This is a genomic window from Brevibacillus sp. NPDC003359, from assembly GCF_042878995.1.
Lineage (GTDB): Bacteria > Bacillota > Bacilli > Brevibacillales > Brevibacillaceae > Brevibacillus.
Window position 1 is genome coordinate 1,067,760 of sequence record NZ_JBIAOR010000001.1, and the last position, 21,240, is coordinate 1,088,999.

A 21,240-nucleotide genomic window follows, 5' to 3' on the forward strand; every position below is an offset into this window, starting at 1 on the left:
CTCTACCCTTGTAGGGTGTGAGGTCTTAATAGTAGGCTAGCCCTTCATTTTCTTTTCAATTTCTTTTAAGGATTTCTTCTTCTGGCATGCCGCTTTTACATCGGTTGGCCACTGTTCGTCACTTAGGCTTTGCAAATCTTTTATCAATCGCTTGTCAGCTGTCACATGGATATTAGCATCTGGGAAGGCTTCTTTTAATTTCTTTCCGACTTCTTTTTGAATCGATTCCAACTTGAACCGATTAAAATTCGTCACTTGAATAGCCACATCGAGCTCTTTATCGATTTGCACAGCCACTATTTTATCGATGCCCTTCACGCTGGCTGTAATCGATTTTGCGCGCTCTTCCCATTGATAATGTCTGACGGGAACAGGCATGCACAACGGTTCCGGTTCCGATTCCGTTTTTTGCTTCGTTTCTGTACCAGACTGCTTCGTACACCCCGTTACGGTCAAAGCAAAAGCCAGTGTCAGCACCACGAAAGTTGCCCGCACACAAAACACCTCCTGACCAATATCACCTGTTACTAGCTTGACCTTGATCGGAGGAAGTATGTAAAGAAAAAAGCGGTGACTCCTCTGCATAGTTTGAGTCACCGCGGACCCCAAGAACATTTCAAGTCCTATGTATAAGGATATAAAAAATCACATCAAAACGCGATAGGAGATAACTGGATATGACCTTGAATAAAAAAAATCCCAACCATCAAAAAGTGGTTGGGGCGTACGGGGTAGTACGCATATGTCATTACGTGAATGATATAAGCATATAGGACTTAGATTCTGTTGACAACGAACAATAGTAGGTATATTTACCTACAGATGGAATAAAAAAATTGCGCCGACTTTGACTGCATCATTTAGTCGAACGCGTGGAATAGAATCCCCAAGGTTGGATTATACTAGCTAGCTTGGATTACTTTTCTATTATGATTCGAAAGTGTCATTCACGCTATGCGTAAATAATGGTAACAGGTGAAAATTTTACCAAAAAAGCTTAATCCACCAAAGACACCTCCACTGAAATGTGTCATCCGGTACAAAAAAAACAGCCAGAAGTTTCTAATCGTGTTATGATATCCCTGTAAAATCTTGAGGAGATGAGATCATGAATAGAGAGCAATGGACAGCGGTCGATCACTATTTTACGGATAAATTACTGGAAACCGATTCCGTTCTAGACACAGTTCTCCAAGAGAACGCAGCTGCAGGCCTGCCAGCTATTGATGTCGCACCCAATCAAGGTAAGCTCCTTCATCTGTTAGCACGAATCCAAGGCGCTCGCTCGATCTTGGAAATTGGCACTCTCGGTGGATACAGTACCATCTGGCTAGCCCGCGCACTCCCTGCTGACGGTCGTCTCATTACTCTCGAATATGATCCTAAGCATGCAGAAGTTGCACAATCGAACATTACCCGCGCAGGACTGGATCATATCGTGGAAGTGAGGATCGGTCTTGCCCTTGATTCTCTCATCCAACTGCACAAAGAAAATCAGGGTCCTTTTGATTTTATTTTTATTGATGCAGATAAAAAAGGAAACCCCGACTATTTCCAATGGGCATTGAAACTCTCTCGCAAAGGGACAGTGATTATCACGGATAACGTTGTACGAAGTGGTCAAGTTGTAGATGAAACAAGCACAGATCCCAATATTGTCGGAGTACGCCAATTCACCGATTTGGTTGCTGAAGAGAAACGTGTCAGTGGAACCGTTGTACAGACAGTAGGCAGCAAGGGCTATGATGGCTTTGCGATCATGCTTGTCACCGAGGATAACTAGTCTTTTTCACTTTCAAAGGTTGTAACGAGTAGGAGTGTGTACGTTTTGTTTAGGCTTGGTTTACCTAGCTTTATGCTCATCGCTAATGTCATTTTGGTTCTCACGATACTGTCGTTAATTATTAAAGTGTTCGTGAAAAGAGAATAGCTGATGTTTATGGAGGTGCTTTTCCTTGGAGCCTTTGCATGATCAGCCCCTTTATTTACGAGAAGTAACCGAGGCAGATCTCCCTGTATTTTTTACTCAGCAATTGGACAAATCCGCTCATATGATGGCGGCATTTACTGTCAAGGACCCTGCTGATATAGATGGATTCGCCGCGCATTGGGCAAAGATTTTGAACGATGATTCGATTGTGAAAAGAGCCATTCTTATGAATGGGCAAATTGTCGGTAATGTTTTGTACTTTGAGCTATTTGGCTTTCCTACAATTGGATATTGGATTGACAAAAGCTGTTGGGGCAAAGGAATCGCGACAAATGCACTTTCTCTCTTTTTAGAAGAACTCCGAACACGTCCTGTATATGCGCGTGTCGCTCATGACAACATCGCATCCATTCGTGTCTTAGAAAAAAACGGTTTTCTGCCTTTCGGTGTAGACCGGGCATTTTCGGAAGCACGAGGCGAAGAAGTGGATGAACTCATTCTGATCAAACAAACATGAGGTCAGAGGCGCTTACCTTCAGCGCTTCTCCTCTTTTTATGCAGTCTTCATTTTCTAATCCGAAAGGGAAATGCTACATGCAAGCGATGATATCTGCCATGCACTTAGAAACAGAACACCTTATCATCCGTCCTTACGTAGAAGATGATTTAATGGAATCTTTTGAACTTATGCAAAACCCAGATTTGTTTACTTACCTGCCCATGGATGTAATGCCTTTGGAAAACTACAAGCGCTTATTTCGTTGGCTACTAAGCAGTTATGACACCCCTTTTGACAAGCCTTTTAAATATTCTGTGGCCATACGAGAAAAGACTACTGGCAAGTTCATTGGTTGGTGTGGTGTGGGCGTTCTCGATTTTCTGGCCCCGGAAAAAGAACTCTATTATTTAATTGGACGTGATTATTGGGGGAACGGATACGCTTTTGAAGCTGCCTCCGCTCTTACTGCGTACGCATTTGATGTAATCGGATTGGATAAATTGTACGCAAAGGCACACTCAGACAACAAGGCATCACTGCATATCATTGAGAAACTCGGCTTCTCATTTGAACGCGTCTTAGAAGGCTTGAGTGGGGACGACGAGGACTGCAATGGTGAGTGGTTGTATGTTTTGACGAAATAAACAAGAAAGCACAAAAAAAGGGACTACTGCTTCATAAAATGCGCCATTTCTCCCACAAAGCCCCGCAAAATAAACACTCCCGACAACCCCGTTTTCAAATTGCACGGAGAGACTGTTCGCAATCCTTCGATTATCGTGATTGCTAAACCCAGAGACTTGCGATACTTCACCAAACAAGTATCGCATCAGATCAACCATGTGAATGGCGACAAGCTTCATAAGCTCTTCCTCGTTTGTACAAAACGGCGTGCTGTCAACAGCGAATGTCAATTGAAAGGAACGCGCCTCTCCCAGTGTCCCCCCTGAAATCAGTTCTTTTATTTTCATGTAGCAAGGTGCATAACGTTTCATAAACCCCACCATCAGCACAACTCCGGCTTGATCGGCTGCATCTGCGATCTGAGTCGCTTCTTTCGCATTCCATCCCAGCGGCTTGTCCACGTACACATTTTTGCCTGCACGAATGCAATCCAGCGCTAAGGAAAATTGATCATGTGGTTGAGCTACGATTACCACTCCATCGCAATGCTCCTGTTTGAGCATGCTGGTCACGTTTGTTTAAATTGATCTACCGCTTGCATCAGCCTCCGAAGCTGCTCTGGTTCGATCACAATTTTCCCCTTCGCGATGGACAAATAGTGGTTCTCTCTCAACCGTTTGATTACTCTGTTAACCGATCTGATGCTAATACCCAAACGCTCAGCCATATGCTGGCGCTTCAAGGGTATAATCGCCGCCTTTTTGTCGACCGTATTCTCTTGAGCCAGCTGGATCAGAAGAGATGCCATATTATAGAGAATAGGATAAAAAATGTTTTCTCCAATTGTGGAAGACCGGTGATGGACCTTGTTGGCAATCGTTCTGGCGAGTTCTTTCGCAAAGACGTGACTACTTTCAAAACAAGTGAGGAAGTCTTCACGACTCATCTGGAGCGTCGTGCAGTTCGTAACCGATTCGACTGTATAATCATAGCGGTGAACCCCCGCCAATAATTCTGTATCGCCAATCCATGTATAAGGTTCTGTATCGGTAAATGCATAGACATTGACATTGCCATTGTCAAACTCGTTCACGATCCGCATCGTTCCTTCTCAGTTGATATATACATGACGGATGACTTCGTCTTTTTTGCAAATGACAGTATCCCTAGGAAATTTTCTGCCTATAAAACGGTTACGGATCTCAGAGGGTATCTCCGTCAACATGCTATCCAGCTTCTCGTACTTTTTTAAGTATTCGTCAAAATCTTCCTACATGTGTTATAATAAAAGGACAGTATTCTCTTCTTACCGAATTTTTGAGTAACCAACACAATTGAACGCAGCAGTGCTTAAGATGATCTCCTGATTCAAGGAGGATCATCTTTTTTGTTTTTTCTAACAAACATTACATAGCGAAAGGTTGTAGATTCAATGGAAGCATTACCTTGCCAAGGCTGTAAAGGATTGTGCTGTGGTCCTGTTCCCGTAACAGAGAAGGAATATAAAATCATACACAAGAAATTGAAAGCGCTCCCAAAAAGACTTCGTGACGATCTGAAAAATCAACCGCGAATGTTCGGTACTTGTATCTTCTACGACATGCACAAAGATCAGTGTGGCATTCATAGCGTTCGACCGGAAGTTTGTCGCGCTTTTGGCTATCACAAAGACCTCGTCTGTTTTCGCAAACCGGAATTGGCGACGAAGGAAACGATGACCTTCAAGGTGAGGCATATTGGGTATTTGAGTATTGATATAACCTGGAAGCATTTTTAATGAAATAGAGCTGAGAGTATCTCATAATCAGTTTTCCTGACTTTCATCGGATTCATGACAAACAGGCGAGCTCGTTTAGCAATGCAAACAGACCGGAACCCCTTATGGTACATTGAAAATTAATTGTAGACTCAACGTCAAAATGAAGCAAATCATGCATATAAACTGAATAATAAAGGTATAGATCGATCGCTCCTAAAAGAGGAAATGTCATCATTGCTACATCTTTGACCTCTTCATTCACACGTCCCGCAACCATCCGCCAAGGGTAGGTATGATAAGGAGGCTAATTATGTTGAGGAAGAGTAAAAATTCAGGTAGAAGGTCTGCAGTCATTACTGGAGTGTTATTAATAGCCGGAGTGGTTACAGGTATATTTAGTGTTGTCCCTGTTATAGATGGAGCAGATTACCTTGTCAAGACTTCTACAAATGAAAATCAGGTACTAATAGGAGCTTTTTTCCAGTTATTAATGGTTGCTGCATATGTTGGTATTCCTATTGTGATGTATCCGATTTTAAGTAAGCATAATAAAGGCTTCGCACTTGGATCTGTTGCTTTCGGTATCATTGCGGGTGTGTTCATAATAATTGGTGTTATCATTCTTCTGTTGCTATTGGCATTAAGTCAAGAATTTACAAAAGTTGGAAATCTGGATGTATCGTATTTTCAGACCCTGGGTGGCTTGTTACGGGAAGGCCGTGATTTAGTAAACCATGTGGCAACGACACTGGCATTTGTTTTGGCTATGCTCTTGTTTACCTGCATCTTTTACCAAACAAAATTAGTTCCACGTTGGTTGTCAGTTTCGGGTCTGATTGGGTCTACCTTGTCCATATTGGCAAGCTTATTATTTATGATTCGCTTCATCGGTCTGGATGCAACCTACATGATGTTGAACATTCCCATAGCCATTCAACAATTGGTTTTGGCTATATGGCTAATCATTAAAGGATTCAACACACCGAAACAGAATTCTATATCCAATTAAGATGAAGGATGAACTTTTAGACATAGAGGGATGTCTCACGACTTGTCACGTGAGACATCCCTTTTTCGTTTACACACAGCCAGCCAATTACTCCACACTTACCAAAACGCGCTCCAACGCATCCAACGCCTGCTCTGCGTCTGCACCATCCGCAGTCAAGATGACCGACTGTCCTTTTGAAACAGCAAGGGACATGACCCCGATAATACTCTTGGCATTCACCTTCTTCTCATCTTTGTTCAATCCGATTTCACTGGAAAAGGAAGCTGCCACTTTCACAAACAAAGTAGCCGGACGCGCGTGTAATCCCTGTGTTAACTGGACGATAACCTGTCTCTCTCTCATTCGATTCACTCCTATCCCTTTCTCGTAAAATGGCTACAGACCTTCTATAGCAGCCAGCAGTTCTTCTACTTGGTCCAAACGCGTCAACCCCGTTTCTTTGTCGACGATCGATGTGTAAATGTGCGGAATGACCTGCTTTGCACCTGCTGCCAGGCATACCTCCACAATCGGACGAATCGAAGCTGCATCGATCCCGCCTGTCGGCTCAAAAACTGGAATCCCGTAACGTACGGCTGCTTCTGCCATCGCCTTGATTTCATTCAGCCTTTCCAGCCCATCGACTGGATAAAATTTGACTGAGTGAACGCCAATCTCCGCCAGCATCGCAGCGGCTGCATCGCAAGAGAGCAATTCTGACACTTTGTTGCTTATTGGTCCCGTGGTGACTTGAACCTTTCCTGATTGTCCACCAGGGGCAATCAATGCATTCACGATGGTATGTGAGTTGCCGACTGCCTGTAGTCCCCCGAGCGTATAGCCTGCTGCCGGAAATACTTGATTGACGTGATCCGGTTGTGTCTGCACCGCGACTTCTGCGACCTTCTTCCATTGAGTAGGATCACCTGCGCCCAGCCCTACTGACACTGGTACACCTGCTTGCTGATATTGTTCCACTGCGGCTATTGCTGCTTCTACGGACGCAAATCCTTTAACCAAGATCCCGATCAAAGCCCGGCCATCCGCTATGGAGCAAACTTGTTTCGCGTTCTCTACATCCCTTGCCAAAAGGTTTAATCGAATTTTCGGTGTGCCCACTTTTGTTATTCTCCTTCTCCCTGTTTTTGCAGAAGCTCCTTCATTCGCGCTGCAATGATGTGCTCCTGTCCTTCGTGAAACGGTCGTGGATCAAAGGCAATCATTCCCGTATTCACATAATGGTTGCGGGTAAAAATAGCTGGATTTCCTTGCTCCAGTTGCCGTATCAGCTCCGGCGCCGTCATTCCCGTCACGCGTTCGTCAAGCTGAACTTGCACACGATAGATCGCCCTGCCAGCCTCATCCTGTGCAATCGTTGCTCTTACACCGGGTAAGCTGTTCAGTTCTCCTGCCAGCCACTCCACTCGCCTGCGCTGCTCGGGAACGTTTTGCTTTTCAGGGTCGTACTGTCCAAGTGCTACAAGCAAACCGGCAATGGATTCCTTTCCTACCTTCATAGCACGACCGACGCCTTTATACTGCGCGCGACATGCTGCAACCAGATCGGCACGACCTGTAATAAAACCAGAGGTTGGTCCGCCGATTGCTTTTCCGCCACTGTAAATGATCAGATCGGCACCCATCGCCACGTAACGCCGCAGATCCTCCTCCGCCGCTGCGTCTACAATGACCGGAAGTCCAAACTCACGACCGAGTTGAATCATCGTGTCTAGCGACTGCATCCCTTTTTGAATCGCATGATGAGATTTGACATAGAGCAGTGCTGCGGTCTGATCATCAATGGCTTCTCGCAAATGGTCTTCTTCTACGTGATTGGCATGCCCGACCTCTACGACTTTTCCACCCCCCAGTGCAATCATCTGTTGAACAGACGCCCCGAAGTGCACCGCGTGTCCTTTTTGTATGATGATCTTGTTATTCAACCCTTCGGAAAGAGGAAGCCGCTCGATCAGACTCAAATGGCAACCAGCTATAACTGCCGCTACACTAATGGCAATACCTGCAGCAGCTCCTGAGGTAGGACAACCGTCTTCTGCGCCTGTCGCCTCTGCGATATGACGACCTGCTACCATCATCAGCTCACTGATTTCTACATAATCCATGGCGGCTTCTCCCATGGCCTGTGCGATAGAGGGATGGACGGCACTTGCACCCAGTGCCGTCATCTTACCGCTTGCATTAATGACTTGCTTCAACCCTAGCTGCTGATAGATTCCCATGGTTTGCCCATCCTTCCTGTGAAAACGCTTGGCGATTCTCTTATTGAGTCGGGATCGGGAAAATGGCGCCGAGGATCATGGCCCCGATAATCGCACCGCCAGCGATCGGTTTGTTGTAATAGTAGAAAATCGCTGCTCCTGCTGTTGCACCGAGTCCTACTGGAATCGAAGCCATAATCGCAGAAATGACAATCAACGGACCTAAGTAACGACCTGCAGCGTTTCCAGCTCCCATCATGACATCCGCACCAAAGGTGGAGTTCGATGCATTGATCGTATACTTCCGAATCAAAATAATCACGGTTCCAATGATGAAGCCCAAGAGCGCACCTGTCGCCAGCGCCAAAGGAAAGGAAGTCAATGGAGCTGTAAAGCCTGCTCCCAGCATCAATGCTGGAACACCAATCCCGATACCTGTTTGCAACGAGCCGCCAATATCGAGAATCCCAACCAGCGGTCCCTCCAAAACACGGGCGAACAAAAAGCTCGCACCAAACGCAGCAGCCGCACCGTATCCGCCACCCTTGATCCCCGCCTCCAGCATCGCAACGATGGCAATATCGTTAAATGCCCCGACATGATACACATAGTACAAATGAGTACCCGCAAAGATTCCTGAAGACAAGCACGCCACAAAGAGGGGAAATGCCCATTCTGAATACCAAAAACCTTTTGCCTGCAATTCACCCATTACTTTTTCACCACCGATCCGAATGTTTCATGAAGCTCTATCAACCACTGTGGAATGTCTACAGACATGCTCCTCAAGAGCGCTACGTCAAAGCCACGGAAGAAACCACTGAATACAAACAAGAGAATGACTGCAATAAACATGGATTTCGTAATTTTGTTCCAGCCACTGTCATCCAGGCCTTTTCCTATCAAAATACCCAAGACGATTCCTGGCACGGCATTCCCCATGACCAAGTGCGACATACCACCTAAGACCGTTCCCCACATCCCTGTCCGTTTGCCTGCATCCATCGCCGCCATCCAGAACACTATCGGCATGATCGGGTTGATCAACCAGTTCGCAGCCGGGACCAGTACCTTCGTCGCTACGAGCTGCATCGATTCAGGAATCGCCGTCGCGGTTGAGTTCAGCAGGGTGACCACAACAACACCGACCGCTGCCCCGGCAATCGCCATTTGCTTCGGATTGTGCAAGGTCTCTGCGACATTCTTGTTGCGCCAGAGGAGCACGGCAGCTGCCCAGTTCGGGATGACGCGATGATCCACATCTTGCGTCAAAGCACCAGCACCAACAACAGACGCCCATGAGTTAAACAAAAAGCCTAGACCAAATGAAAAGTGGGAAATGGGATCGCCCGCACATGCGTTCAGCTCTCCAAAAGTCCGGAATGCTCCCATCCCTTGGACATTGGGTGCATGGAACATCCTCGCTGCCCCCGCACCAACACCAAAGCCGACCAATGCCCCGATGACGATCGACTTCAACACAATCATCAAAGTAACCATGAACCTACCCCCTGTTAGCTTCTATCGCTGACGAACCAACTGCCCCACACCTGCAGTCTGCTCGGTCTGCTGCTGAAACGAGATGTTTTCTATCTGCACCATTCCCAACCTCACTTGAATATCTACGGTGATGTCATACCGGGTTCTCTTTTTCGGGAAAAACAATCCAAAAAAACGCTCATGCTTCACTGTTTCTGTCGCAGACACAATGGAAACTCCTACAGGCTCGATCCGCACGACCAAATCATTCGTCTGTCTCGCCACGACATGCTTGATTTGGGAAAAAATCTTGTTGAAGGCTCCCTCTTTGGTATCGGCACTGCCAGATAATCTCAAGGTCTGCGTCGTCTCCGTGTACATGGATTACTTCCCTCCCAGCTTGATGTATTCTTCCGCTATGCGTCTGCCCAGCTCTTCTGTATCCATGAAGCCAAAGCCAATCACTTTTTTGCCGCTACGTAAGGCAGTAATGCCAGCATCTACCGAGCGCAAGCCGTACTCGACGGGAAAACCATACTTGGTCTTGGCAGTCAGTGCCCCAGCCCCACCACTTCCGCAAAAGGACAGCCCGAGATCTGCACTCTCGCTGACCATGACATCTCCTACCTTCATATCTGCGCCAACACCTGGAATGACGATCGCGGTCCCACCAGCAGCTTCGATTCCTTTTGCAATGTTCTGTCCTTTTCCAAGACGATCACCAATCACGATTTTTACCTTAGACATATACATACCCTCCTTTTATTCACAGCGATGTTTTAAGATGGCCCCAACTGTATCGCACGGATAGCTTCAAAATGGACAGCCAACAGAAACGCTTCTGTATCATCTACCTGCCACGCATTCTTTTCTTCCGAGAGGACTTTATGCGAGAGCGTAACCATATCGGGATGAATTTCGGCGAATAACTCCGCTTCAATCACAGGCAGCCTTTCACCGTTTGTCATCCGTCGTACAAATGCCAGCACATGAGCCCCAATGGCCAGCCAGCGATCTCGCGGTATGTGAATCTCCATGAGGCGGAACTCCTCCTCAATTTTCCGGAGAATCTCCTTTGATTCAGAAATTTCAGATAAATAATCCGATTTTGTCTCAGCTAATTCCTTGAGGATGTCATCAATCATTTGCATGTCAGTACCTTTCCCGAAGTAATTACTTGATAGGCAACTACTCTTTCCTTTGTCTCCAACGTTTTTTGTTCACTGTCTATCAAGATAGTCGGCTCTTTTTTAATTTGTAAAATGGATACGTCCGCGCATGCCCCTACTCTCAACGTTCCGATCTCGTTTTCCAGTCCGAGAATTCGTGCGGGTGCAAACGTACTAGCCGCAATCACATCGTCGAGAGAGTAGCCCATGGCGAGAAACTTTGTAAGTGTGAGCGTCAAGCTATGCACGGGACCCTCGATGTTGCGTCGGTGAACATCCGTGCTAATGACATGTGGCGCAATGCCTTGGGCCTGCGCATGACGCAGTGTTTGAAAGCTGAAGCTCGCTTCGCCGTGTCCGATGTCGAGTAAGACGCCCCGCTCCAACGCGTCTTTCGCCTCTGGAATCAACTCACCGCGCTCGTCGAACATCCCTCCTTTTTTTCCGTGGAAAGCATGTGTCACGACGTCTCCCCGGTCTAGCCGAGGCAATATTTCCGTGAGTGTTGGCGGAGCGTTTCCGATGTGCACCATCATCGGTACGCCCGCTTCCCTCGCCGCTTCCTTGGCTACGAGCAAGGGATGGATCCCGTTTTGCTTGACGACAGAACTGCTCATGCGGGCTTTAATCCCTCGTAATATCGGCTGTTCTCTTATGAGCGCTGCCGATTCTCTCGGGGTTAGCCGCGACATGTCTGCGAGCTCCCCGCCACCTGTACACAAGCCGTCCCCTGAAATATTCAGAAATGCCAGAACACGAGTAGCAGAAGGATACACGGCTTCTTCGAGAAAAGCATCAAACGACCATAGCCCGACACTGCCAGCATCTACTACGGTTGTCACTCCTTGCTCCACACCAACTTGATCCGCGGCAACACCCAAAAATGTCTTTGTTGGAAAAACGTGAGCATGCAGATCGATCAGACCGGGCGTCACCAAATATCCCCCTGCATCGATCGTCTCCTTGCTTTCCAGATTCAACGCTTGCTCATCGGTTGTTTTTCCTTTTTCATATAACCCAACGATTCGCCCTTCCCGAATGGCAAGATCATAGTGCCCGTTCAGGTTCTGGGAAGGATCGATGACCCGTCCGTTGCGTATGAGTAAATCCACTTTCACTCTCTACCGTCCCCTTTCCTGAAAAATAGCGCATAATGGCCGTCACTTCACTTGCTGGAACTTGGAGATTTGCCTCAGCCATCAATTGGTTCAGCTGTTCACGCCATGCCTTCCATTCTTTCGATTCTGCCTCAGCAGACGATTCCCACTCCTCTTGATAGGGTGAGCCAAAAGCCAATCGATTCACCATCAATAGCAGATGCAGCGTAAGTCCGCTTGCCATTTGTTCTGTTACGTACTCCCGAAAAGCAGTCACGATTTTTTGACTGATCTCATACCCTTTGCAGATGACATCCTGGGACAGTCTCTCCACCACTGGCAAATCAGACGGATTGAGATCAGCTGTCAACGTGGGGAACCAGGCTTCCTTGCGAGATTTAACATCCTGCTGCCGATTTCCTCCCTCCACTTGCAAGGCTTCCAGACAATTCTGAATCTGGTTGATATCTTGACGTGTTGGAAGAGGACTGACAATCACAACGGGCACCTCTGCTTTGATCGGCAGTACACTGATGATGACATCGACGCGACGACTCGCCAAATACTTCTCTACCTCTGAGCTGGAACACAGGCCTACGACCCGAAGTGAACGCAATTCACTTTCCAGGTACGTTTTCAAAAACCGTGAAGTCCCTCTTCCTGTTCCGCAAACGACGAGCGCATCTGCCTTTTTCTGCTCCAGCCAGCGATCATAACCTGCTTGGAAATGGAGCACAAAGTAAGCAATGTCTGCATCGAGCCAATAGACCCCGCGCTGCCAAAACACTTCTTCACAAGAGCGTTTGACCGCATCAAACATGCGTGAGTATGAACGGCGAATCTCCTCAGTCAATGGATTCGCAAAAAGGACTCCCTGACGATAACGGTTCAAACTGTCATCCAAGTGAGCAAATAAAAGTCTGCCCAGCTCCTGATCCTCGTACAATGGTGCTAGCATCCGGCTACTCACGGCTTCCGTCAGCTCCTTGGTTACCTGGAAAACGTCCATAACAATCCTACCTGCACGCGCCTCTCTTGGCACCTGTTCGGTCCCTAGCAGCGGAAGGCATGCATACGCAATCTCGTGTTCGGGGATATCAACGTTCAATCGCTGACATAGTGCTCGAACTTCAGTGGAAAACGACTCGTACCCGCTCCAATGCGTCGCTTCTCCCATCTCGGCATCATCCGCAGTGACCAATTGCCCCCGCTGAACACGATGGACGACAATGCATAAACGAATGAGCAAACTAATCAGTGCTCGGTCTGCCAGCGTCTCGGCAGCAGTATTCATCCATGCTTTGATGCTGTGAATGATCGCCCCTAACTCTGTCCGGCTGATCAACCATTTCTCTAATAACGGACCTGTTCTCGCTTCTTGTCCGTATTCTGGAAAAATCCCCTGTACCATCCGATACATGTCGATTCCATCGAGCAAATCGTGAATCAAATTTTCGAGAGCATATCGCTTATGTCGCTCACTCCCGTCCACACGTACACCGTACCTTTGCTTCGTGACGAGCTCAAGACGCCAGCCATCGAGCAGCTTTTCCGCGTCCTTGACATCGGCAACGACGGTATTGCGACTAACTCCCATGTGATCGGCCAAATCGTTCATCCGCTGGTACCCTTCCGATAGTAGAAGGATAAACAAAAAATGCTTGACCCGATCCTTTTGCGGCAGGATGAGTGTCTTGCTGTCATCACTTTGCAAGTTTTCCTTCAAAACATTTCGACGCTCTTGTACTTCCGTGATCCACAGCCCTTTATTCGGTTGAGAATGGAGGATGACATTTCGTTCCTTCAGCCATTGCCTGACGTTCTCCAGATCGTACTTGACGGTCCGTTCGCTTACCTGGAAATCATGCGCGACATCCTTGATTTTCAGCGGATAGTAGCTGTCGAGTATCACCTTCAGTAATGCATGGGAACGTGTGGTTAAAAAGACCATTCCTTTCTCCTTTCCATAAAAAGCTGTGTCCTTGCTTGAGATTCATTATAGAAAACGCTTTCTCAGTGGTAAAGAACGATTCCTTTCCCCATCAATCGTGCAATTTTTGCAATTATCAGTTTGGTTCGACAGAAATGAAAAAGATGACCCCGGATAAAACTAGGAGCCATCGTCTCTTCATACCTTCATCCAAATAGTACCATTCCATAGAAAAGGTCCGCAACGAATGGTTACGGACCTCTACTTGTAGGAGATGCTTACAGGATTCCACCCAGGCTTGCACCTTTGACAAACAGTCGTTCGATATTTTTCTCGACAGTTGGATCTGGTATCAATGGCGGTGCTTGATGTGGCTTGGTGCGCGCATCAATAATCAAATTATCGCAACCCCAATGCTTGTTCTCGTAGTAGCTGTTCACGCCGTAAATATCATGGGATGGATTGCTTCGCGTGAAGGTTGCCCACAGGAAGTTTTGTAGAGACGCACTCATGAATGTACTGTCATCGCAAAGGATGATCATCGGGCAAGATGGGAGCGGCCCTCTCGCTTGAATGGCGTCACACAGATTCTGTAATTGCTGCTGGGCGTTTGCATAATCGGTAAATGCAGGACCTTGGATCGACACCACACCTGGCATGATCAAGCGTGCATTCTCAAACTCTCGCAAATCCTTCAGTGCATCAGGCACCTCTTTGCACAGCTCTCTTTTTTGATCGCCGTAAGCTGCGAGGACAACCTTGCTACCACTGTTTAACCCCGTTCCGGAATAATCCAGCGTATCAATGGTCGTGTTCGTATAAAAATGAACATCGCGATGCAGGTCGATTCTCTCCAAAATATAGGTGATAAAATCAACTTCATCATGCGTCGTCAATGGTCGATTTTCTTCAGCCGTAATGAATAAATACTTGGCCAAGCTCAATTGGCCCGTCCCTAAAATGCGGTTGGCAATGGTGAGCATCTCTGTCGGCTGTTTGACTTGCTGATAGGGCGTATATCGCTCGCTTCCGATTGCAAACAGCAACGGATGTACACCAGCAGCATCTACTGCATGGACTTCTTTTACACCCGGGATTTCTTGTTTGATCGCATCGCCCGTTAACTCGTGAATCAGCTGACCGAACGACGTATCTTCTTGTGGCGGACGGCCTACAACCGTGAATGGCCAGATGGCATTCGGTTTGGCATACACTTTCTTGACCTTCATCACAGGGAATGGATGGATCAGACTGTAATAGCCAAGATGGTCGCCGAATGGTCCTTCTGGTTTCGTATCTCCAGGATAAATATCTCCTGTGATCACAAAATCCGCATCATTGCTTATGCAGTAGCCATCGATATAGCTGTAGTGAAAACGACGCCCAGAAAGCAAGCCTGCAAAAGTAATCTCGCTCAAGCCTTCTGGCAACGGCATTACAGCCGATAAGGTATGAGCAGGCGGCCCGCCTACGAAGCAGCTTACTTTCAGCGGCATTCCCTTTTTGGTCGCTTTGTCTTGATGGACACCGATTCCACGATGGATTTGATAGTGCAAGCCAATTTCTTTGTTTACTTCATACTCATTACCAGTCAACTGCACACGGTACATACCCAAATTGGAATTCATGATACCAGGCTTGTCCGGATCTTCCGAATAGATTTGGGGCAACGTGACAAAAGCTCCGCCATCCATCGGCCAGCTTTGGATGAGTGGAAGGTCTGTTATGCTGATTTCCTGTGCAGTAACAGGCATGCTCGTCGATTTTTTTGCTGGCAATGCTTTTAGAGCTGCAAAGCCGTTCTCGATATTTTTAAATGGCTGCTTTAGCGCTTTCATCGGATCATTGCGCATGGCAATTATATTTTCAGCGGATTGCCATGTGCTTCTGAAAATAAACTTGCTTCGCTCGATTGTGCCAAAAAGATTGGATACCGCACGAAATTTTGAGCCTTTTACATTTTCAAACAGCAATGCTGGCCCCCCGGCTTCGTACACCTTCAAGTGAATCGCAGCCATTTCCAAATAGGGATCTACTTCTTCGCGAATACGGACCAAATGTCCGTGCCTTTCCAAGTCAAGAATGCACTCTTCTAAATTCTGATACATATCTATAGGGCTCCAATCACTAGATTCTAGATTTACCTGTAGATCAATACCTTCTAATCATACAGGAAAGATCCTACAAATTCACGTTACCCTTCCGCACAATTTCTTGAAGCTCGCGCAGTTCTCTGATTTCGTAGGTTGGCTGAATGCTCGTCTGATTTTCTTTGCCCAGAGGGTTGAACCAGCACGTATCGATCCCGTAATTGGCTCCCCCTTGTATATCGGAGGTCAACGAATCTCCCACCATCAATACATTCGCCTTTTCCGTCAATTGCAGTTTGGAAAACGCATATTCAAATATTTCCCGATCCGGCTTCTTGTAGCCGACCTCTTCGGAAATAATCAGGTGCTCAAATGAGTTGCAAAGCGGTGAAGCAGCAATTCTTGCCGTTTGCACAGAGACGAATCCATTCGTAATGATCACCAAGCGGCAATCCTCCAGACTGTTGCACAATTCAACTGCTCCAGTTACCAGATGCACTTCTTTGCCCAAGGATCCGAGATAGGCGCTGCCGAACGCCTCTGCATCGACGTCTAGCTGAACAGCTTTGAAAAGTCTTCGAAACCTCTCTACACCTAGCTCTGCTAGAGTGATCCGCCCCTTTTCTAAATCCTCCCACAATCCTTTACTGATCTCTTTGTAAGTCGCTGCATAATCAGACGATCCTGTAGCGAGTCCAAACTGGGAAAACGTCTTTTGCAAAGCATTTTCTTCTGTCGTTTTGAAGTCAAGAAGTGTATCATCTACATCGAAAAATATGACTTGATAGCGCATGGCAACCTCCATAAATCTTTACTGATCAAGTATTCGTACAAACTAACACCTTTCTATCATATCAAAAACAGAAGGCCAAACTGCATACAAAAAGCCTCGAACTGTACATTCGAGGCCGTGAAAGATTTTTTAGAGGAGCGGCTTCTGGATCAACGTCGCGAATTTGAACCGATGGACGTGACCATCGTTAAACGTGGTAGTTCCTCTCACAAAATGAACATGCTTCCCATTTCCAACCGGAATTGCGGGTCCAGTTACAATTCGCACGCGATGGAGATGATTGAAGAAGTCTGTATTGGACCGAATGACATGAACGTGGCTTTTTCCTCTTGGGATTGCTTGACCAGTGACGCCAGCAAAACGGTGATTATGTCGATCTGCTCCTTCTTCTGCAAGCTGCGTGCTACCTAAAAACTCATGAACATGTCTCTGAATTCTTCTTGTACTTTTACTTTTCAGCTTCCATTTTAATCTATTTTTATTAGCCATTGTTATCATCCTTCCATCCCTGGCTTGCTATCACTGTATTCGGTGTGACAAGGATGCGGACTGGTCAATAGCTTGTTTTCTACGAATATCCATACTACCCTAGCTTAATTCGCGCTTTTTCCTACATAACTTCCTACAATGATGATCGAATTCGTGTATCCACCACTTACATTATCGAAACCTGAGAGCAGGGTTGGAACTCCCACAATTTCAACCGTATCATCTTCGTAGATATCTAATCCGCCTGGGTATACAACTTGGTAGCTATCCTCCTGGTCATTGATGACATGCAAGACGGAAAGAGTTCCCATTTCCGGTATTTCTTCCTCCTCGATGCTCAACACCGTTCCTTTATCTTGAATCATCGTGCCAGCATACTTGGATATATTTTTATTGATATGTTTCGATTGCACATTTTGATCGACGAATTGCTGGGCTTCCTTCACTTTATCCCCAGTTGCCGGAAACAAATGAGCATGCTTTGCTAAAAACGCTTTGGATCCCGGTGGAAATTCTTCTCCAGCTTCAAACCCATTCACTTCATGTAAGGAGAGTACAGCCATCGAAAGGTACGTAGCCACTTGGTTATTTTCTGATTCCGCAGCAACCTCTGTACTTTCGCTCGTGGAAGAAGAGCCTTGTGTGGCTAAATTGGAAAACACGGATGACGTACTTGAATTCGTTGAACCACATCCCGTAACGAGAATAAATGCAACAAGTATGAATGCGTAAGAAAATGAAATTCTCATCGAACTCAACCTTTCCTATTATTTCCTCCCCTTGATTATCTCATGATATTTATCTTGCAGGAAGTACACTCTTTCCTTCCGAATTATTTATCTACATGGCAGAAGGAAGGTGGAGCAATGAACGCACTATTAGTGATTGATGTGCAAAACGGAATTGTGAGTTGTGGGGATTACAACGAAGAACTTTTTTTGATGGAGCAGGTGATCAAAGATTTTAAGGAGAGCAATCGCCCTGTCATTTTTATCCAGCATATAGATGATGCAGAAGAAAGTCCACTGAATAGACGCTCTATCGGTTCTGAAATACACCCTTCAATAAAAGCCTATTCCGACCACTTGATCGAGAAGCAAACCCCTAGTGCATTCTTCCAAACGGAACTCACGCAAACCTTAGAAAAATTAGGAGTCGATCATCTTTTTATAATTGGTTTTGAGACTGAGTTTTGTTGTATGTTTACGGCGATCGCTGCCTATGATCGCGGATATAAAGTGACATTCATTACGGACGCAACTGGAACAACAAATACAGCCGATACATACGGTATGCAAGGATTAGACATTCAGCAATTCGTAGGAAAAGTCCTCGGTTGGTCAAGTGTGATTGAAGTAGTAGACTACAAGCAGTACGCTGAAAAATACAAGTGATGTGAGCAGATGGTATTGCTCGCCATCGATTTCCCAGTGTGGATTGGATGGCGAGTTTTTATATTCGTGCCATTTTATTTTTGGATACGCGCACATTAGATTCAAAATCGTCTGCAAGCTCTCCCCTTCCTCCGTAAGTGAATATTCCACTTTTAAAGGAACCTGATGATAGACGATTCTTTGCAGAACCTTCAGTCTATGCTATATGACAAAAGATGTCATAATGGGCGGTTTATACTGAATCCATCAACGAAATGATTGGAGGATTTCAGTATGGTAGGTCTGCGTAGTATCGCAAAATGGGTAATGTTAGTAGGGTTGTGCTTGATGTTCCTTTCATCTGGTATGAACAAGCTGATTGGACAACCAGAGGCAACACTCGCTTTTCAAGCATTCGGGTTTCCCCATTGGTTCCAAGTGGTGATCGGTTTAGGAGAAGTGCTCGGTGGACGGGGTCTAGTTATGAAAAAGTATGTGCGTTACGCCGCCTATTCGCTCGCAGTCATTATGCTTGGTGCTGCAATCACTCTTCTTCTACACGGTGATACGACTACTGTTGCGATTCTGTTTGTCTTACTCCTTGTTTTCTTGCTTATCGGTCGCCAGAGTGGTAGCAACAAACAGCCGAATAATGCTACGCCGATTTAATCCGACTACTCGCAAAAAAGGCCGCCAGTTCCCACCCGTAACCAGGTGAGGGATCTGACGGCCTCCCGCTTTTTCTTCAAGCTCGTTTGTTTACAAATGCTTTTTTATAAAGTGTAGGAGGGTCTGGCCTTGTGCGGTAAGAATCGCTCCCTTGCCTTCGCATTCCCAGCAGGATTGCTCTAAGTCATCCATCGAAATCGTCATGAGACAAAACCCTTTCCCTGATAAAAATAACCATACCTTGTCCTGATTTTAACTGTTCAAGGATAATAAAGTGTTAGACTGGCTTAGTTTATTAAACTCTCGAACCCAATTAATTATTCTCCTCCTCTATTGCGATAACCTCCCTTGCTGCTTCTATGAAAGATAATATGATTGGTGAAAGCCACTTGTCTTAATGCCATAACATCTGTGTATACACTTGCAAGTCCGGAATTTGCCATGGAAGAGCAACAAGTTCGCCCCGTTCAACTTCCGCTTTCGTTGTCATTTCAGGAAGAAAGGCAATACCGATTCCCGTAATTGCACATTGTTTAATGGCTTCGGCATTTTGAAACTCTAAATACGTAATACTATTTAACTACCCCGCCTGATTGTAATATAAGGTCACCAGAACTTACTGGTCGACCTCCTTATTGTATGGTCGTGCTAGCTGAGCAATCCTACCCGTTAGCTTAATCTAAACTCCATTCCTGCTACTTTTTGTTGTCATTCCAATTGATTGACTTATAAAAATCGATTGCATTTTGATACTTCTCTGCCCCCCCAATTCCATACTATCAATGCTATCCTACCTGCTTTTTTCCATAAATTTATCAACACCAGTATGGACAAAAAAGTAAGATGGAGATCCAAAAAAAGAAACATAACTCCCTCAAAATCCACCTCACTCCTCCACCTAACGAACTAATCAGCAAACTTTAGATAACCTAGATAGGATACTCTAACAACAAAAACTAAAGGTTGTAACATAAAAAGTGACCAAATGAATGGTCACTTTTTACTATTGGATGGTTTTATTTATTTTCTCGTAGGCTAACGATGGATGAAAAGCCAGTAGCTGATTATTGGTGTACCTGTTGTTTTATTAGTTGACGATGAAAAAAATGGAGTGCAAAGACATGAAGAACTTTAATTTATTAGCGCTTTGTGATTAATATGCTTGATGTAATGTCGTTAAATCCATGGGGAACCAAATCGAGAATCTGAGTGCCCTCTTGATAAGCATTACCACTAAAACTCAAACTTCTTCCAGTAAAGTTTGCATGTTCGAATATCGTTATATCATATGGTCCGACGATACGAATGGACGAAATCTTGTCATTAAGTGGGATAGTGCTCGCGCTTGATGTTACCTTGATCCAATCGCCGCTCATTCCGTAGTTATCGTACAAGTACACTCCATTAAGCTCTTCTTGATGTTCAGAAACATAAAGAGAAGAAGCTTCATCGTTCCCAATCTTTTCGTCACTCATGTCACGATCACTGAACAAATAAGTAGTGCTACGTCCAGTCCAATTTAAGTGTTCGAAAACAGTTACGTTGTATCGATTATCTAAAATCTTGATCGAGGAAGCTTTGTCATTGAAGAATTTTTCATCAAGTTTATTAATTCTACTGCCCGCGTATAGACCTAAGCAGTAACCTTGATAGTCTGCATCTTCGCACAAATATGCTACTGGTGAACCTGGACTTGTCCCATTCGCTGATACTGGACCTGACCCTAATGCAATGAATGCCAACACGAACGTTGTTAAAGCACTTATTAACTTGACTACACCTTTCATTTTAAATCCCTCCTATTAGCTAATGTTTCATACAGACATATGCTATTACAATTTCCAAAATATGACAATACAATTTTTGTAAATTTTTGTCTGTTTGTAAAACTGTCTATTTACTAGAAAAGTCCCCTTTTCCCCAAGCTATGTACTCTATTCTTCCCCATACTGATCTTCCAGAACTCCTACTTGAAGTAAGCAGAGCGGGTAGTGGTGTCACCTACTGCAACTTTACCAGTGACCAGTTTACAGGGTTTCATGGAATCGTTATACCTGGCACAATCAAAGACTCTCTCTATCTTTTATCAGGAATTTTGGAACAGCAAACTGTCTTGCAAGGATGTAGCC

26 protein-coding genes and 3 pseudogenes are annotated in these 21,240 nt (G+C 45.6%); 8 read left to right on the top strand and 21 right to left on the bottom strand.

Features of this window, described 5'->3' with window-relative positions; translation table 11 throughout:
- Positions 1-36: 36 nt before the first annotated feature.
- Complete coding sequence (locus ACFYU8_RS04715) at positions 37-495, bottom strand: YhcN/YlaJ family sporulation lipoprotein (RefSeq protein WP_390295348.1); 459 nt, start codon at positions 493-495, stop codon at positions 37-39.
- Between the two features lie 613 nt (positions 496-1,108).
- On the opposite strand from ACFYU8_RS04715, the gene ACFYU8_RS04720 reads away from it, so the two are divergent.
- The 3 genes from ACFYU8_RS04720 (at position 1,109) to ACFYU8_RS04730 (ending at position 3,073) form a co-directional block, all read left to right on the top strand.
- Positions 1,109-1,783 carry an O-methyltransferase gene (locus tag ACFYU8_RS04720; RefSeq protein ID WP_390295346.1) on the top strand — a complete coding sequence of 225 codons (675 nt, stop codon included), beginning with the start codon at positions 1,109-1,111 and terminating at the stop codon, positions 1,781-1,783.
- A 172-nt stretch (positions 1,784-1,955) separates the two neighbouring features.
- Positions 1,956-2,447, top strand: a complete 492-nt coding sequence (locus tag ACFYU8_RS04725) for a GNAT family N-acetyltransferase (RefSeq protein ID WP_390295344.1) — start codon at positions 1,956-1,958, stop codon at positions 2,445-2,447.
- 77 nt (positions 2,448-2,524) lie between these two features.
- Positions 2,525-3,073 carry a GNAT family N-acetyltransferase gene (locus tag ACFYU8_RS04730; RefSeq protein ID WP_390295342.1) on the top strand — a complete coding sequence of 183 codons (549 nt, stop codon included), beginning with the start codon at positions 2,525-2,527 and terminating at the stop codon, positions 3,071-3,073.
- A gap of 57 nt (positions 3,074-3,130) precedes the next feature.
- Here ACFYU8_RS04730 and ACFYU8_RS04735 read toward each other — a convergent pair.
- Both ACFYU8_RS04735 and ACFYU8_RS04740 read right to left on the bottom strand, forming a co-directional pair.
- Positions 3,131-3,628, bottom strand: a pseudogene (locus ACFYU8_RS04735) (Gfo/Idh/MocA family protein); the annotation flags it as partial.
- On the bottom strand, positions 3,622-4,155 hold the full coding sequence (locus tag ACFYU8_RS04740) for a Crp/Fnr family transcriptional regulator (RefSeq protein WP_391365401.1): 534 nt from the start codon (positions 4,153-4,155) through the stop codon (positions 3,622-3,624). The pseudogene ACFYU8_RS04735 and the gene ACFYU8_RS04740, both read right to left, overlap by 7 nt.
- Before the next feature lie 330 nt (positions 4,156-4,485).
- Here ACFYU8_RS04740 and ACFYU8_RS04745 point away from each other — a divergent pair, with 330 nt between their 5' ends.
- Positions 4,486-4,830 carry a YkgJ family cysteine cluster protein gene (locus ACFYU8_RS04745; protein ID WP_390295340.1) on the top strand — a complete coding sequence of 115 codons (345 nt, stop codon included), beginning with the start codon at positions 4,486-4,488 and terminating at the stop codon, positions 4,828-4,830.
- Between the two features lie 292 nt (positions 4,831-5,122).
- Positions 5,123-5,821: a DUF4386 domain-containing protein gene (locus ACFYU8_RS04750; RefSeq protein WP_390295338.1), complete on the top strand. Its 699-nt coding sequence runs from the start codon at positions 5,123-5,125 to the stop codon at positions 5,819-5,821.
- 87 nt (positions 5,822-5,908) lie between these two features.
- Here ACFYU8_RS04750 and ACFYU8_RS04755 read toward each other — a convergent pair whose 3' ends face one another.
- From ACFYU8_RS04755 to ACFYU8_RS04820, 14 genes are all read right to left on the bottom strand, one after another.
- Positions 5,909-6,166 carry an HPr family phosphocarrier protein gene (locus ACFYU8_RS04755; protein WP_390295336.1) on the bottom strand — a complete coding sequence of 86 codons (258 nt, stop codon included), beginning with the start codon at positions 6,164-6,166 and terminating at the stop codon, positions 5,909-5,911.
- A gap of 33 nt (positions 6,167-6,199) precedes the next feature.
- Positions 6,200-6,922: a KDGP aldolase gene (locus ACFYU8_RS04760; protein WP_390295334.1), complete on the bottom strand. Its 723-nt coding sequence runs from the start codon at positions 6,920-6,922 to the stop codon at positions 6,200-6,202.
- 5 nt (positions 6,923-6,927) lie between these two features.
- On the bottom strand, positions 6,928-8,043 hold the full coding sequence (locus tag ACFYU8_RS04765) for a DgaE family pyridoxal phosphate-dependent ammonia lyase (protein ID WP_390295332.1): 1,116 nt from the start codon (positions 8,041-8,043) through the stop codon (positions 6,928-6,930).
- A 40-nt stretch (positions 8,044-8,083) separates the two neighbouring features.
- Entirely contained in the window at positions 8,084-8,734 is a 651-nt protein-coding gene (locus ACFYU8_RS04770; protein ID WP_017249034.1) for a DUF4310 family protein, read from the bottom strand.
- Positions 8,734-9,522 carry a DUF4311 domain-containing protein gene (locus ACFYU8_RS04775; protein WP_390295330.1) on the bottom strand — a complete coding sequence of 263 codons (789 nt, stop codon included), beginning with the start codon at positions 9,520-9,522 and terminating at the stop codon, positions 8,734-8,736. Before ACFYU8_RS04775 ends, ACFYU8_RS04770 begins: the two co-directional genes overlap by 1 nt.
- 21 nt (positions 9,523-9,543) lie before the next feature.
- Positions 9,544-9,882, bottom strand: coding sequence for a DUF4312 family protein (locus tag ACFYU8_RS04780; protein ID WP_390295328.1), 339 nt, complete (start codon positions 9,880-9,882; stop codon positions 9,544-9,546).
- A gap of 3 nt (positions 9,883-9,885) precedes the next feature.
- Positions 9,886-10,248: an SFCGS family glycine-rich protein gene (locus ACFYU8_RS04785; RefSeq protein ID WP_390295326.1), complete on the bottom strand. Its 363-nt coding sequence runs from the start codon at positions 10,246-10,248 to the stop codon at positions 9,886-9,888.
- Positions 10,249-10,280: 32 nt separating this feature from the next.
- On the bottom strand, positions 10,281-10,538 hold the full coding sequence (locus ACFYU8_RS04790) for a hypothetical protein (protein WP_390295324.1): 258 nt from the start codon (positions 10,536-10,538) through the stop codon (positions 10,281-10,283).
- A 104-nt stretch (positions 10,539-10,642) separates the two neighbouring features.
- Positions 10,643-11,788 carry an amidohydrolase/deacetylase family metallohydrolase gene (locus tag ACFYU8_RS04795; protein WP_390295322.1) on the bottom strand — a complete coding sequence of 382 codons (1,146 nt, stop codon included), beginning with the start codon at positions 11,786-11,788 and terminating at the stop codon, positions 10,643-10,645.
- The gene (locus ACFYU8_RS04800; RefSeq protein WP_390295320.1) at positions 11,718-13,718 is read right to left on the bottom strand and encodes a BglG family transcription antiterminator; all 2,001 of its coding nucleotides are present in this window, start codon (positions 13,716-13,718) and stop codon (positions 11,718-11,720) included. The genes ACFYU8_RS04795 and ACFYU8_RS04800 overlap by 71 nt, the downstream gene beginning before the upstream one ends.
- Positions 13,719-13,975: 257 nt before the next feature.
- Positions 13,976-15,805, bottom strand: coding sequence for a UbiD family decarboxylase (locus tag ACFYU8_RS04805; protein WP_390295318.1), 1,830 nt, complete (start codon positions 15,803-15,805; stop codon positions 13,976-13,978).
- A 73-nt stretch (positions 15,806-15,878) separates the two neighbouring features.
- On the bottom strand, positions 15,879-16,580 hold the full coding sequence (locus tag ACFYU8_RS04810; RefSeq protein WP_390295316.1) for a YjjG family noncanonical pyrimidine nucleotidase: 702 nt from the start codon (positions 16,578-16,580) through the stop codon (positions 15,879-15,881).
- A gap of 129 nt (positions 16,581-16,709) precedes the next feature.
- Complete coding sequence (locus ACFYU8_RS04815) at positions 16,710-17,069, bottom strand: YmaF family protein (RefSeq protein WP_390295311.1); 360 nt, start codon at positions 17,067-17,069, stop codon at positions 16,710-16,712.
- A 104-nt stretch (positions 17,070-17,173) separates the two neighbouring features.
- Complete coding sequence (locus tag ACFYU8_RS04820; protein ID WP_390295309.1) at positions 17,174-17,818, bottom strand: hypothetical protein; 645 nt, start codon at positions 17,816-17,818, stop codon at positions 17,174-17,176.
- A gap of 117 nt (positions 17,819-17,935) precedes the next feature.
- Between ACFYU8_RS04820 and ACFYU8_RS04825 the strand changes: the two genes are divergently transcribed.
- The gene (locus ACFYU8_RS04825) at positions 17,936-18,463 is read left to right on the top strand and encodes an isochorismatase family protein (RefSeq protein WP_390295307.1); all 528 of its coding nucleotides are present in this window, start codon (positions 17,936-17,938) and stop codon (positions 18,461-18,463) included.
- On the opposite strand, the gene ACFYU8_RS04830 is transcribed toward ACFYU8_RS04825, so the two are convergent.
- Positions 18,410-18,658, bottom strand: a complete 249-nt coding sequence (locus tag ACFYU8_RS04830; protein ID WP_391365701.1) for a winged helix-turn-helix transcriptional regulator — start codon at positions 18,656-18,658, stop codon at positions 18,410-18,412. The genes ACFYU8_RS04825 and ACFYU8_RS04830 overlap by 54 nt on opposite strands.
- Positions 18,659-18,736: 78 nt before the next feature.
- On the opposite strand from ACFYU8_RS04830, the gene ACFYU8_RS04835 reads away from it, so the two are divergent.
- Complete coding sequence (locus ACFYU8_RS04835; protein WP_390295305.1) at positions 18,737-19,111, top strand: DoxX family protein; 375 nt, start codon at positions 18,737-18,739, stop codon at positions 19,109-19,111.
- A 90-nt stretch (positions 19,112-19,201) separates the two neighbouring features.
- Here the strand turns inward: ACFYU8_RS04835 and ACFYU8_RS04840 are convergent, their stop codons facing one another.
- The 3 genes and pseudogenes from ACFYU8_RS04840 to ACFYU8_RS04850 form a co-directional block, all read right to left on the bottom strand.
- On the bottom strand, positions 19,202-19,315 hold the full coding sequence (locus ACFYU8_RS04840; protein ID WP_221868562.1) for a hypothetical protein: 114 nt from the start codon (positions 19,313-19,315) through the stop codon (positions 19,202-19,204).
- 109 nt (positions 19,316-19,424) lie between these two features.
- Positions 19,425-19,691: pseudogene (locus ACFYU8_RS04845) on the bottom strand (substrate-binding domain-containing protein); the annotation flags it as partial.
- Positions 19,692-20,250: 559 nt separating this feature from the next.
- Complete coding sequence (locus ACFYU8_RS04850; protein WP_390295302.1) at positions 20,251-20,898, bottom strand: beta/gamma crystallin family protein; 648 nt, start codon at positions 20,896-20,898, stop codon at positions 20,251-20,253.
- A 197-nt stretch (positions 20,899-21,095) separates the two neighbouring features.
- Here ACFYU8_RS04850 and ACFYU8_RS04855 point away from each other — a divergent pair.
- Positions 21,096-21,227, top strand: a pseudogene (locus ACFYU8_RS04855) (Tn3 family transposase); the annotation flags it as partial.
- Positions 21,228-21,240 lie beyond the last annotated feature (13 nt).